This window comes from Lyngbya confervoides BDU141951 (assembly GCF_000817775.3).
Classification (GTDB): domain Bacteria; phylum Cyanobacteriota; class Cyanobacteriia; order Thermosynechococcales; family Thermosynechococcaceae; genus Lyngbya; species Lyngbya confervoides.
In genome coordinates, this window is sequence record NZ_JTHE03000058.1 from 27,558 (window position 1) to 40,423 (window position 12,866).

General features: G+C 56.7%; 11 protein-coding genes. 6 read left to right on the plus strand and 5 right to left on the minus strand.

Annotated elements, in window-relative coordinates; genetic code table 11:
* Positions 1-286: 286 nt before the first annotated feature.
* Both purE and alr read left to right on the plus strand, forming a co-directional pair.
* On the plus strand, positions 287-811 hold the full coding sequence (gene purE / locus QQ91_RS10235; RefSeq protein ID WP_166282093.1) for a 5-(carboxyamino)imidazole ribonucleotide mutase: 525 nt from the start codon (positions 287-289) through the stop codon (positions 809-811).
* Positions 783-1,949, plus strand: coding sequence for an alanine racemase (gene alr / locus QQ91_RS10240; RefSeq protein WP_236096156.1), 1,167 nt, complete (start codon positions 783-785; stop codon positions 1,947-1,949). Before purE ends, alr begins: the two co-directional genes overlap by 29 nt.
* Here the strand turns inward: alr and QQ91_RS10245 are convergent.
* Both QQ91_RS10245 and QQ91_RS10250 read right to left on the minus strand, forming a co-directional pair.
* Positions 1,946-3,763, minus strand: a complete 1,818-nt coding sequence (locus QQ91_RS10245) for an ABC transporter substrate-binding protein (RefSeq protein ID WP_166282097.1) — start codon at positions 3,761-3,763, stop codon at positions 1,946-1,948. The genes alr and QQ91_RS10245 overlap by 4 nt on opposite strands.
* A gap of 3 nt (positions 3,764-3,766) precedes the next feature.
* The gene (locus tag QQ91_RS10250; RefSeq protein ID WP_166282098.1) at positions 3,767-5,518 is read right to left on the minus strand and encodes an ABC transporter substrate-binding protein; all 1,752 of its coding nucleotides are present in this window, start codon (positions 5,516-5,518) and stop codon (positions 3,767-3,769) included.
* A 128-nt stretch (positions 5,519-5,646) separates the two neighbouring features.
* On the opposite strand from QQ91_RS10250, the gene QQ91_RS10255 reads away from it, so the two are divergent.
* Both QQ91_RS10255 and QQ91_RS10260 read left to right on the plus strand, forming a co-directional pair.
* On the plus strand, positions 5,647-6,567 hold the full coding sequence (locus tag QQ91_RS10255) for a bifunctional riboflavin kinase/FAD synthetase (protein WP_166282100.1): 921 nt from the start codon (positions 5,647-5,649) through the stop codon (positions 6,565-6,567).
* A 27-nt stretch (positions 6,568-6,594) separates the two neighbouring features.
* The gene (locus QQ91_RS10260; protein ID WP_250833327.1) at positions 6,595-7,503 is read left to right on the plus strand and encodes an AAA family ATPase; all 909 of its coding nucleotides are present in this window, start codon (positions 6,595-6,597) and stop codon (positions 7,501-7,503) included.
* A gap of 42 nt (positions 7,504-7,545) precedes the next feature.
* Here QQ91_RS10260 and QQ91_RS10265 read toward each other — a convergent pair whose 3' ends face one another.
* The 3 genes from QQ91_RS10265 to QQ91_RS10275 form a co-directional block, all read right to left on the minus strand.
* Positions 7,546-8,613 carry a hypothetical protein gene (locus QQ91_RS10265; RefSeq protein ID WP_166282104.1) on the minus strand — a complete coding sequence of 356 codons (1,068 nt, stop codon included), beginning with the start codon at positions 8,611-8,613 and terminating at the stop codon, positions 7,546-7,548.
* Between the two features lie 189 nt (positions 8,614-8,802).
* Entirely contained in the window at positions 8,803-10,302 is a 1,500-nt protein-coding gene (locus QQ91_RS10270) for a M23 family metallopeptidase (protein ID WP_166282106.1), read from the minus strand.
* A gap of 251 nt (positions 10,303-10,553) precedes the next feature.
* Entirely contained in the window at positions 10,554-11,219 is a 666-nt protein-coding gene (locus QQ91_RS10275; protein WP_166282108.1) for a biotin--[acetyl-CoA-carboxylase] ligase, read from the minus strand.
* Between the two features lie 110 nt (positions 11,220-11,329).
* Between QQ91_RS10275 and pgeF the strand changes: the two genes are divergently transcribed.
* Both pgeF and QQ91_RS10285 read left to right on the plus strand, forming a co-directional pair.
* Positions 11,330-12,124 (plus strand): peptidoglycan editing factor PgeF, encoded by a 795-nt coding sequence (gene pgeF / locus QQ91_RS10280; protein ID WP_166282110.1) that lies wholly within the window; start codon positions 11,330-11,332, stop codon positions 12,122-12,124.
* A gap of 110 nt (positions 12,125-12,234) precedes the next feature.
* On the plus strand, positions 12,235-12,866 hold a 632-nt coding region (locus tag QQ91_RS10285), incomplete at its 3' end, for a flavodoxin-dependent (E)-4-hydroxy-3-methylbut-2-enyl-diphosphate synthase (protein WP_166282122.1).

The following is a 12,866-nucleotide window of genomic DNA, read 5'->3' on the forward strand; positions in this document are numbered from 1 at the left end:
ATCTTCTCCGAAGTCCGACAGGAATAGCGAACAGCACCCCCCTTCATCGGGTATGCTTGCAAAACATCTCCTGCCAAAGCTGACAAGAGATGCTCAATAGCTTGTATTCAAGCTATCAAAACAAGAGCGTCGCCCTACTTAAGAAATAAGATGCTTTGAGAAATATTTTAAACAATTAGGTTTGTCGCCTTTGTATACCGCAACAAAACGACATCTTTGATTCAGGGATGCTCATCCTGCATGATGGGGAAATATCCCTGAGTGCATCATTGGAGAAAAGCGTGCTATGACCGTCGTCCCTGAGATTGCCATCATCATGGGGAGCGATTCTGATCTGCCCACCATGGAGGCTGCCATTCAAGTGTGTGAAGCCTTTGATCTGCCCTGTCATGTGGAAATCATTTCAGCCCATCGCACCCCCCACCGAATGGTGGAATTTGCCGAGCAGGCCCACCGACTGGGGATCAAAGTTATCATTGCCGGAGCGGGAGGATCGGCCCACTTACCCGGTATGGTTGCGGCCATCTCGCCGCTGCCCGTGATTGGGGTGCCCGTTAAAAGCCGGAGTTTACAAGGCCTAGATTCGCTCTATTCCATTGTGCAAATGCCAGCGGGTATTCCCGTCGCCACTGTCGCCATTGGCAATGCTCAAAATGCCGGGCTCCTGGCGATCCAAATCTTAGCGGCGCAGCGGCCCGCATTGCTGGAGGCCGTCCTGGGCTATCGCCAGTCCCTGGCTCAGAAGGTGCAAGACAAACAGGCGAAACTTGCGGACCTGGGTCATGCAGCCTACCTGGCCCATTATGAGTGATGCCAAAGGAAAGCAAAAGCTGGAGGCGTTGGCCCAAGAACGGGCCTGGATCGCCCTGGATCGCTCGGCCCTGCTCCACAACATCCAGCAGGTCCAGGCAAAGCTTGCCCCTGGGACCAAGCTCATAGCTGTGGTCAAGGCCGATGCCTATGGCCATGGGGCGATCGCCGTGGCGCGACTGGCCCTGTCCCAGGGGGTGGCGGCTCTGGCGGTGGCCACCATTCCCGAAGGCATTCAGCTGCGCCAGTCTGGCATTACCGCTCCCATTTTAGTCCTGGGAGCCACCTACCGCCCTGAGGAAATCACCGCCATTGCCCAGTGGCGACTGCAGCCCACCCTTTGTTCTCCGGAGCAGGCCCTTAACTTTTCACGCCAGATGCCGCGTCCTCTGCAGGTGCACCTCAATATTGATACGGGCATGTCACGTCTTGGCCCAATCTGGCAGCAGGGCGAGGCCTTTGTCAAATTTGTTCAGGGGCTTGCCAATCTGGAGATTGTGGGGGTCTATTCGCATCTGGCCACCGCAGATGACCCCCACTCTGAATTTACAGCCCTTCAACTGGCTCGCTTCCAGGAGTTGGCCCAGAAGCTCAAGGTTTGCGGGATGCAGCATGTGTCTTTTCACCTGGCCAACTCCGCCGGGGTAATGCTGGGGCAGGTTTACCACTTTGACTGGGTGCGCGTTGGCCTGGCTCTCTACGGTCTCTATCCTCATCCCAGCTTCTATCCGGCCCTCCACCTGCGACCGGTTATGGCGGTGAAGGCCAAAATCAAGCAGGTCAAGCTGCTGCCCACGGCTACGGGGGTTAGTTATGGGCACACCTTTGTCACGGATCGCCCTACCCTTTTAGCCGTGGTGGGAATTGGCTATGGCGATGGGGTTCCGCGATCGCTCTCCAACCGGATGCAGGTGTTGGTCCAGGGTCAGCGAGTCCCTCAAATTGGCAATGTCACCATGGATCAGCTGATGATTGACGTCACTCAGGTGCCGCAGGTGCAGGTGGGGGATGAGGTCACGCTCATTGGACGCGATGGAGATCAAGGGATTCGGGTGGAGGACTGGGCGCATCTGCTTCAAACCATTTCCTACGAGATCGTGTGCGGGTTTAGAGATCGCTTGCCGCGCTGCTGGATCTAGGGCCGTTTTCCCGTAGGTCGCGCCTCGGTGACGCGCAATTGGGCAATATTCCAAAGGCCCCAGGTGGGCAATCCAGAATATTCAAGGCCTTGGACGCGATCGCGCGCCACCATCAGGGCCATTTCGTTCACCAGATACACCATGGGCACCTGTTCCTGCACAATGGCTTGAAATTCGCCATAAATCTGACGGCGTTGAGATTCCTCAAAGGTTTGTGCCCCGGCGACAAACAGCTGATCAATCCGCTGTTCCCAGGGCGTGGCCACCCAGCCGGCCAGCGGCGGTTGACCCGGCTGCTGCGCCAAATTAAATAGGTGAGATCCACCCTGACTGGTCCACAGGTTGGCACCGTTATGCGGCTCAAGGCCCCCGGAAAATCCCAGGATGTGGGTTTCCCAGTCCCGCGTCACCGTAATCTTGTTGACCAGAGCGTTAAAGGCAATGGGCGCAAAATCAACCTGAATGCCAAGTTCACTCAGATCCTGCTTGACCTGAGCGCCCATTGCTTCGCGCAGCTTGTTGCCGCTGTTTGTTAAGAGGCTAAACCGGACCCGATTGCCGGACCTATCGCGCAATCGTCCCTGATCATCAGGGGTAAAGCCAGCCGCTTGCAGCAGCGACTTTGCTGTTTCCAGGTTGTAATCGTAGGCCTTCAGGCCCTGCTCGGGGGATCGATAGTAGGGACTTTGCACCGAAATGGGAGAGTTTTGAACCACTCCAATCCCCTGAAATAGATTATTGAGCATTTTCGGTCGGTTAATCCCGTGGGCGATCGCTTGGCGAAAGCGACGATCTTGAAACCAGGCTGACTTCACCGGATCGACGAGGGGCCTTCCCTGGGCTGTGCGTCCCTGGTTCAGGTTAAAGGCCAAAAAAGTTGTGCCGGACCAGGGGCCACCCACCAGCATGCGATGATTACGGATCTTTTCTTCGGCCTTGAGGAGGGAGTAATATTCCGGACGTAGGGGCCGCGAGTCTCCCATCACATCCAGGTCCTGGGCCCGGAAGCTGAGTAGCTGAGTGTCGGTGCTCTCCATGATCTGCCAGATGACTCGATCAATATAGGGAAGCGGAGTGCCCTGATCATCTCGTCGCCAATAGTGAGGATTGCGCCGAAAGACCACCCGCTGACCGGGGTCATAGTGCTGGATGACATAGGGGCCGTTCCCCACAATCTCCTGGGGATTGGTGTCGGTGCCCCAGGTGGAGATAAATTGAGGATTTCCGTTGGGGTCCAAGGTATTCACAGCCTTCGAGAGCCGATGTTTGGGCAAAATGGCGACGCCCTCAGGCGGACCAACGGTGGTGCGGAGGAAGGGCGCAAAGGGTTCAGAGGTTGTAAACTCAACCCGATGGTCGTCTAGCTGACGCACGGTGGGAAACTGGCGCTGTGGCCCAATCCGCAGGCTGTCCCCCATGTCGGTGGGGATGCGCGGGTTAAACACGATGGACTCGTAGGTAAATACCACATCTGCTGCGGTCAGAGGGGTTCCATCAGACCATTTCAACCCCTGACGCAGGACAAAGGTGATTCGGGTTCGATCCTCAGATATTTGCCAGGATTCAGCCAGAGCAGGCTCAATTTCACCGGTGGCTCCATTTTGACCCGTAAGGCCTGCGTAGGTGAACAGGAAAACGTTGGGAAACTCTTGATTCAGGGCATAGTTAAAGGTTTTGGGATCGCTGAGGGTAGCTAGCACCAGCTGTGATCCTGGGGGTCGGGTGGTGTTCAGCCAGGACCGACAGCCCCAGAGTCCGCCCAGCAGAAACAAGGCCAGGCATCCTGTCCACCCCAGCGATCGCCTAGGATTCATGGGCTACTCCACCAGGGACTGTTCATAGATATTCCAGGTGGATCCGCCGAGGGCCGTAAATTCCACCCCTTGAACTCGATTGCGAATCGCCTCAAACACCAGTGGATTAATCATAAAGATAAAGGGAAGCTGCTCTTGCAAGATGGTTTGGACCTGGCCATAGAGATCCCGCCGCTTGGCCTCGTCAATTTCCTGAGAGGCCTCAATCCAGATCCGATCAATTTCCCGCTCCCAATCGCGCACTTCACGGTTTTCTAAGGGAGCCTGACCGGGACGCGGCTTCTGGTTAAAGGTATGCAGTCCCCCATCCGAAAGAATCACGTTAGCACTGCTGTGGGGTTCCACGCCTCCCCCGCTAAACCCGAGCAGGTAGGCATCCCACTCCAGAGTTTCAGAGAGCTTTTGCACGAGCGTATTGAAGGCAATGGGGGCAAAGTCTACCTGAATCCCTAATTTTGCCAAATCCTGCTTAATCTGCGCCCCCATGGCCTCCCGGATTTGGTTTCCGGCATTGGTATACAGGGTAAATCGCACCTGGTTGCCGCTGCCATCCTGGAGCTGATTTTGCCCATTGTAGGTAAAACCCGCCTGCTGCAACAGGGATTTCGCCCGATCGAGATCGTAATCGTAGGTTGGTAAGCCATCTTCTGGGGACAAATAGTAAGGGCTTTGAACGGGAATATAGGAATACTGCGGTTCTCCTAGCCCCTGGTAAATATTTACCAGCATCTTCTTGCGATCAATGCCGTAGGCGATCGCTTTGCGAAACTCCGGATTGTTAAACCAGGCGGCCTTAACGGGGTCCACCAGCGGTTTGCCGTTGCGAATGCCCGTATTGAGATTAAAGGAGATGAAGGAGGAACTGAGGGCAAGCCCACCGTTATAAATTTTGAAGTTGCGTTCTTCCTCTTCGCGCTTGAGCAGGGAATAGTAGCTCGGGGCCACCGCGGTAGAATCGAGGCCCCCGGTGCGAAACTGGAGTAGGCCAGTGTCCTGATTTTCCACAATTTGAATGGCAATCCGGTCAATATAGGGTTGGGATCGCCCCTGATCATCTTTGCGCCAATAGTAGGGATTTTTTTTCAAGATGACGCGCTCCCCCGTCAGATAGCGATCCAGTTGAAAGGGGCCAGGAACGACAATCTCGCGGGGATCGGTCCCCACCCCCCACAGGGACAAAAACTCCGGATTACCCTTCCCATCCTTGGTTTTTACTGCTTTTTCAAGCTTGTGCTTCGGCATCAGTCCAATGCCGGTATAGCGTAAAAAGGGGGCAAAGGGTTCAGGAATACTAAATTCTACCCGGCGCTCATCGATCTTTTTGACGGTGGGGAGTTTGCCCTCCGGTCCAATGCGCAGCAGATCCCGAAAGTCAGCCGGAATGGCTTCATTCAGATAGATATCGTTATAGGTAAACAGAACGTCATCGACGGTCAAGGGATGACCATCGGACCACCGCAAGCCTTCGCGCAGGGTAAAGGTAATCCGCTTGCCCTCATCCGCAAATTCCCAGGATTCAGCCAGGGCTGGCTGAATATTGCCGTCCCCATCGGAGGTAATTAGTCCTTCCTCCACAAAGCCAAACACGGGGTTAACTTCCTGACTGGTGACCGTATTAAACGTTTTTGGGTCGCTTAGGGTGCTAATCACCCGCGTGGGAATTTTTCCCTCCGACTGCTTGAGGCTGCATCCGCCTAGGGCGAGGATCAAGACACCGACGAGTAGCAAGGTAAGAGTTCGACGCAAGATGACCATAACGCCCGCAAACTTGAAGAGGTGAACATTGGAAATTCACTTCAGCTTAAATCACTGCTCCCCTTCCCACCAATCTGTTCGGGAGATTGACCATGCGACAGTGGGCAAATTGTGTAAAAATGTGAAGCGTGTGGGTCACTTCATCATTGAACCAAGTTTTACAGCCAACGGCTGCTGCCCTAGGGAATTTTGATGGTCTCCATCTAGGGCATCAACGGGTTATCCAGGCCATTCAGTCGGCCAGTGCGGAGAATATCTATCCCACTGTTGTGGCGTTTGACCCCCACCCCCACGAATATTTTTCTGGGCAGATGCGGCAGCTGCTCACGCCCGTGCAGGAAAAAGCGACGCTGCTGCAGGCCCTCGGGGTAGCTCAACTGGTGTTGCTGCCCTTTAATCAACGCATTGCCTCGTTGACCCCGGAAGCCTTTGTGCGCGATATCTTGATCACCCGGTTGCGGGTGCAGCAGCTGAGCGTTGGCTTTAATTTCCACTTTGGTCGCGATCGCAGTGGAAATCCAGACCTGTTGGTGGAATTGGGGCAACGCTTTGGAATACAGGTCCATGTGGCAGATCCCCATCGGCTCGCTGGTGAGCCCGTGAGTAGCTCTTTAATTCGCACGGCCCTGGAAACTGGAGATCTGACGCGTGCTAACCAACTCTTGGGGCGATCCTATGCCCTCACCGGCACCGTTGTGCATGGCGAGGCCCTGGGGCGAACCCTGGGGTTTCCCACGGCCAATGTCGAGGTGCCAGGGAACAAATTTTTACCCCGATACGGGGTCTACCGGGTCTCGGTGCAGCTGGGTCAAGATCCGCAGCGGTATGGGGGGGTGATGAATTTAGGCGATCGCCCCACGGTGAACGGCCAACATCACTCCATTGAAGTTCACCTGCTCGATTGGTCCGGGGATCTTTATGGGCAAACTCTAACTGTGTCTCTCCAGCAGTTTTTGCGTCCGGAGCAGAAGTTTTCCTCCCTGGCGGAACTCCAGGCTCAAATTCAGCGAGATTGCGACACGGCCCGTGCCCAACTAACCTCAGTGTGAAATCGGATGCTATTACAAGAAACGTCCCTGAGCGCTCCCCTGGTCCGACTCCTGGAGAATATGAACCAGGCGATCGTCGGTAAAGAAGAGGCAGTCCGCTTGGTTTTGGCAGCGCTTTTGTCTGGGGGCCATGCGCTCTTGGAAGATGTTCCCGGCGTGGGAAAAACCCTGCTGGCGAAATCTCTGGCTCGCTCTGTCCAGGGCCGGTTTCATCGGGTTCAATGCACGCCCGATCTCATGCCAGGCGATCTAACGGGAACGAACATCTGGAATCCCCAGGAGGCCCAGTTTGAGTTTGTGCCAGGTCCCATCTTTGCCAATGTGCTCCTAGCGGATGAGATTAATCGCTCAACCCCGCGAACCCAGTCCGCCCTCTTGGAGGTGATGGAGGAATTCCAGGTCACCCTCGATCGGGTTACCCATCCTGTTCCCCAGCCGTTTTTCGTCATTGCCACCCAAAACCCCATTGAGTATCAGGGAACCTTTGTGCTCCCCGAAGCGCAGCTCGATCGGTTTGCTGTGGCTCTGAGCCTGGGCTACCCCACTGCTGAGCAGGAATTGCAGATGCTGCAACGAGCCCAGGACAAGCGAGATTTAAGTCAGCTGGACCCCTGTATTTCACTTCAGGATGTGCGATCGCTTCAGCAGGCCACGCAGCAGGTGCGTGTGGCCCCACCGGTGCAGAAATATATGCTGAATCTGGCCCGGGCTACCCGTGACCATGCTGGGGTGAAGCTGGGCATCAGCCCACGGGGGGTGGTGACCCTCCAGCGCACCACCCAAGCCATTGCGCTGCTCTGTGGGCGAGACTATGCGTTGCCAGACGATGTCAAGTTTCTGGCCCCCTACGTCCTGGCGCACCGGATGATTCCGGCGCGGGGACATGCCGCCCGAGACATCATTGCCGATCTGGTGGATAGTCTTCCAGTTCCCTAAATTCCAGTTCCCTAAATTCCAGAAAAGCGTAAGGGATTATCCTCAAGGTTCGCTGGGGTTTGCCGATTCCTCGGGCTGATCCGCCTGGAGCGGTTGTAAGATGGATCGCCTTTCCCGAGCGAGTTGATTATAGGCGGCCACTTTATTCTGATAGGTGTCAACCTCCTGATTAAAGGCCGCCACCTGGGCCTGGTGGCTGCGCACATTGTCATTGTGCCGAACAACCGCTTCATTGAGGTTTACCCTCGCCTGTTCAAATTGAGAGATTAAGCTGGGGTCCCCTTGGGCCAGGGCGAGTTCGGTTTCGCTTTTCAGCCGATTCAAATCGGCTTTAAGGGTATTCAGGCGATCCTGACTGGCATCTAAGGCCTCTGCCGATCGCTGAAGGTCAGCTTTTGTGGCTTTGAGGTCGGCTTCTAGGCGATCAATTTCCTGAACCAGAAGATCGGCCTCTGTATCCAGTTGGGAGAGAGTTTGGCTGGATTGTCGGGCAAAGGCTACCACACGCTGGCGATCGCGAAAATATTGTTGGTAGTGCCGTTCAAGGTCAGGATTATCCAGATTCCCGAGTTCACTGCCCAAATGGGAATGCAATTCGTTGAGATAGATGGCGGGGTCACCCTTCGCGTAGTCTGCTAAGATCCCTGCCAGGAGAGGGTCCTGCACCCGCCTAGCCGCCTGCTTCAGTTTGGGCGCTAGGCGATCGCGCTCAAAGAGACTGAGATTTTGATAGGCCGCATGGAGCATTTCATGGGCGGCCACCACTTCCATCGTGCCTTGCAGACGTGGGTCGGTTACGGACTGGATCACAATCTGTCCTCGATAGCCATCGTTGGTATAGCACCCCAAAATAATCCTGGCCTCAGCCGCTCGGCCCGACCTCCGGCAAAGCTGATGAAATTGCGCTTTGGGTTCAATTTTAGGATCTTGCCCGTAGAAAAGCTGTTGAGCTTTTGGGGTCATAGTGGTGGCCATGGCCAGTTGTTCAATGGCGGGCGAGGAGGGCCGATAGGTGGGCGTCAAAAAATTTCGGGTGGCCCCGAAAATAATCAGCATCCCTACGAAGATGGCGATCGCAAGGGAGTTAATCGAACGTTTTCGCTGTCGCATGGCTGCCTATCGCTAATACCCTTATCCAAACAAGATAAATCAGGGATTGGGATGACCGCTACAGAGGGTTAGCCCTGGGCGGCCCCCCTCTGTAGCCCCTTTACTGGGTATCGCAATCGGTGGACGCTTCGCCAGAATCCACCCCTAGGCAGTTCTAGAACCAAGCCTGCTGCCGGTGGACCTCACCCGTTAAGGTTCCATCCGCACATCGAGATGCTCCATTGGACTCGGGCGCAATGCCGTCATCGTCGGGATCTTGGGCAGTGCAACCGACGGAGATCGTCCCCTCTGGGAGGATGTCCCTGGAGAGGATGCTGCCGCAGAGGACGCCGCCGCAGAGGATGCAGAAGCCGATGCTGGGACAGGAAACGCGGGGGGCAGTGTGGCGATCGCCGCTTGCTGCATGCTTTGAATGAGATTGGTGAGCGCGATCTGAAGATCCGCTGTAGGGTCGACCACCTGCATCCCGTCCGCGGTGCGCTGCAACAGTTCAAAGTGCAAATGCGGCCCGGTGGAATTGCCGGTGCTGCCCACCGTCCCCAGGACATCACCACGCTTCACCCGCTGACCTGGCTTCACCAACAGCTCCGAAAGGTGAGCATAGCGAGTTTGACGCTGTCCCTGATCATGGTCTAGGAGCACTGAGAGGCCATAGCCGCCCAGGTAATCGGCGATGGCCACGGTGCCATCAAAGGCCGCAATCACTGGAGTGCCCTGGGGCGCAGCTAAATCAATGCCAGAGTGCAGATGCCAATGTTGCTGAATAGGGTGTAGACGCCACCCAAAGGCAGAACTGACCACGACCGGCATCGGAAGGGGAAAGAGCATGGATTTCCCATTTAAAATCCACTGCAAGGGGTTGCTGCCAGTGAGGGGCTTAAGCTTATAGTTCTGCAGTTTCCAGCTGGTTAGCCCTGGAGAGGGAGCAGAGATTGGCAAGGACACAGTTCCCGGTACCGTGGTGCCAGCGGGATTGCCTCCCCGATCAGCTAGCAGGACCGGAGGAGACGGCACGTATCTGTGATTCGAGGTCCCCACAGATCCCACTTCCCTTGGCGGGGCAAGGCTCACTTGCCGCGCCGGAGGCGTCGAGGCAGCCACTGGCGCGGCTAAACGGCGTGCCGGAGGCGTCGTCATCCGCGCCGGTGATACTGGGACCGGAGGCTTCTCCTGGGCGCTCTGGCTGGGCGATGGGGCCGAAGCTGGCGCCAGGTCAGCCACCGCAGGTGGCGCCGCACAGACCGAGGAGGTCGCCGTCGGGTCAAGCTGGGCTGCGCAGCCTCGGGGCAGGTTCAGGGCAGGAGCCACGGACGGTTCCACCCTGGAGTCTAATGGAGGGGGCGCAGCGGGTAGGGCTGCTGGCTCTGTGTAGGCTGGCTCTGTGTAGGCTGGCCCTTCATAGACCGGCGCAGGGTCTGGCCCATACTCGTCGGTTACGGCAGGCGTCTCGGCTTCTGGCCCAGGGTCCGGCTCGGCTGACAAAAACTTTTCATCCCAGTTGGACTGCTCAATGATGGGCTCAAAGACAGACGCCGTGGGCAGGGGGGGGGCCTCCCTTGATTCAATCAGCAGGTGGGCAGAGGACTCCCCCGGTTGCTCTTCACCCAGGGCCGGAAGGGGCCTCCAGGACATCAGGCCCATGGAAACCCCCAGATTGGTTAACAGGCCAAGGGCCACCCAACGTTTCATTTGAAGAGGCACAGTTTTGCAATTTGGTTGCATCCGAAAAAATTCCCCGCAAACACTAGTTCAGCAATTGAGTTTCAGCCGTTTGGCATTCACGGCTAAGCTTTTTAACGACACATCCTAGGCTCACACGGTAGGCCAGCCGATCTCGGAGCAAACCCACATTTTTAGCAACATAGCAGATAACCAGGGACAGCATCGAGTCACTTTCAATACAGTGCCCAATCCAGGGGATCAAGTCGCGGTCTGCGGACTCACAATTGATCTAAATCTATCTCGGGAGAGAGGGGCGTTCCCAGCCAGCGTGGGTAGTCCTGCAAGACCTCCGACCACCCTTGGGGAGAGGCGATCGCGTCACAGCCCTCTTCCAGGCCCAGAATCACCAGCGCCGCTAGGTGTTCCAATCCCCCCACCGCCCTGCTCACCGTTCCCAAGGCGATGGCGTTGGGGGGCACCGGGTTGGTCCAGTTGACTCCGATTCCAATGACGGCTTGGTGAATCACTCCTCGCCGAACTGCAGTTTCGGTCAAAATTCCGCCCAGTTTGCGGCTGTGCAGGTAAAGATCGTTGGGCCATTTCAGCGCCACCGGAACCCCCAGGCTCCTCAACTGGCGCGCAACCCCCCAGGCGCTGGCCAGGGTGATGCGTCCCCCCTTGGCCACTGGCAGCTGAGGTGCGATCGCCAAGGAACAGTAGAGTCCGCCTGGGGCAGACACCCAGGGGCGTCCCCACTGCCCCCGTCCTGCTGTTTGCTGCTGCGCCAGGACCACTGTTCCGGTCGCGGCGCCCGCTTGTAGGTGATCCCAGAGGATACGATTGGTGGAATCCACCGTGGGATAGCAATAGATCGATCGACTTGCAGATGCCGTTGGCAGCAACTGGCTGAAGCGTTGGCGGTCAAACTCTAAATTTGCGCCCATGCCTGTTTCCCCGTCCCCTGGATTTCTTTTCCCATGTTTCCCTCTCCCCGCAGGCGAAGCAAGCTAGAGTATGGGAAATCATACTCTTTCCGGGACGGTCTCAAGGCGCAATGCATCAATGGCAATGGCGAACTCGCAACGGCACCCAGTTTCTCACCTGTGATCTGCTAGATCGCTGGCCCCATGGATTTTTTACACGCCAGGCCTGGCCCCAGACCCCCCATGAACTGGTGGAGAAGGTCCACCCCACCGCCGAGGTGCTGCGGGTTAAGCAGGTGCATGGTAATACGGTGCTCAGTGCCAGCCAGGTCAAAGCCCAGCGGGTTCCTGAGGATTTTTCCTACCCCGATGCCGATGGGGTCTACAGCGATGCTCAGCATCAGTCCCTCTGGGTTTGCTCCGCGGACTGCACGCCTGTCCTGATTGCCGATGCCCGAACGGGCCGGGTGGCCGCCGTACATGCCGGTTGGCGCGGAACCGCAGCCCGCATTGTCCCAGAGGCGATCGCTCGTCTGCTGGACCAGGGAAGTCAGCTGGAACATTTGCTTGTGGCCATGGGACCGGCGATTGAGGGCCGAGTCTATCAGGTCACCCAGGAGGTGGCCGAAACGGTAGCGCGCTCTATTCAAGACTGGGTCGCCGGGCCTGCCGCATCCAGGACAGCCTCGCTCACTGCCGCACTGCTGGCCATGGAAAACTCTCCCCTAGGCGTCGATGATCAGCCAGGACGGGTCAAGCTAGATGTGCGCCGGGTCAATGCCCTGCAGCTAGAGTTATTAGGCCTGGATGCAGGGCAGATTTCCATTGCCCCCCACTGCACCTACCAAGCCCCCCACCAATTTTTCTCCTACCGGCGAGATGGCCTAAAAAAAGTGCAGTGGTCCGGCATTGTTAGCCAGGAGTAGCCCAGCGTTGCGCCGATCCCCTGGCCTGGGTGGATCGCAGATCCCGCCCAGATCCCATCAGGATAATGCAGTATGATTTTGGATACCGTCAAACCCTGACCTTACTGACTATGCAGACGATCTCAAACCCCGGAACGACAGGTCTTCCGAATCCACTGACTCACACTGAAACCAGCCTGCCTCGGCGGAAAACTCGTCCAGTCCCCGTAGGCAGTATCACCATCGGTGGCGGCCACCCGGTGGTGGTTCAGTCGATGATCAACGAAGATACCCTGGATATTGACGGTTCAGTGGCCGCTATCCGCCGCCTTCACGAAATCGGCTGCGAAATTGTGCGCGTTACCGTGCCCAGCATGGCCCATGCCAAGGCCCTCGCCCAAATCAAAGCCAAACTCGCCCAGACCTATCAGGCGGTCCCGTTGGTAGCCGATGTGCATCACAACGGCATGAAGATTGCCCTAGAGGTGGCTAAGCATGTGGACAAGGTGCGCATTAATCCTGGGCTGTATGTATTTGAGAAGGCCCAAAGCGATCGCACCGAATACAGCCAAAGCGAGTTTGAGGAAATTGGGGCACAAATTCGCTCCACCCTAGAGCCCTTAGTTCTTTCACTGCGGGATCAAAACAAATCCATGCGTATTGGGGTCAACCATGGGTCCCTGGCGGAGCGCATGCTCTTTACCTATGGAGATACTCCCGAGGGTATGGTGGAATCAGCCCTGGAATTCATTCGAATTTGCGA

Coding starts and splice junctions, on each gene's coding strand:
- QQ91_RS10245 (WP_166282097.1), bottom strand. CDS start 3,763: ATGAATCCTAGGCGATCGCTGGGGTGGACAGGATGCCTGGCCTTGTTT.
- purE (WP_166282093.1), top strand. CDS start 287: ATGACCGTCGTCCCTGAGATTGCCATCATCATGGGGAGCGATTCTGAT.
- QQ91_RS10270 (WP_166282106.1), bottom strand. CDS start 10,302: ATGAAACGTTGGGTGGCCCTTGGCCTGTTAACCAATCTGGGGGTTTCC.
- QQ91_RS10275 (WP_166282108.1), bottom strand. CDS start 11,219: ATGGGCGCAAATTTAGAGTTTGACCGCCAACGCTTCAGCCAGTTGCTG.
- alr (WP_236096156.1), top strand. CDS start 783: ATGCAGCCTACCTGGCCCATTATGAGTGATGCCAAAGGAAAGCAAAAG.
- pgeF (WP_166282110.1), top strand. CDS start 11,330: ATGCATCAATGGCAATGGCGAACTCGCAACGGCACCCAGTTTCTCACC.
- QQ91_RS10250 (WP_166282098.1), bottom strand. CDS start 5,518: ATGGTCATCTTGCGTCGAACTCTTACCTTGCTACTCGTCGGTGTCTTG.
- QQ91_RS10265 (WP_166282104.1), bottom strand. CDS start 8,613: ATGCGACAGCGAAAACGTTCGATTAACTCCCTTGCGATCGCCATCTTC.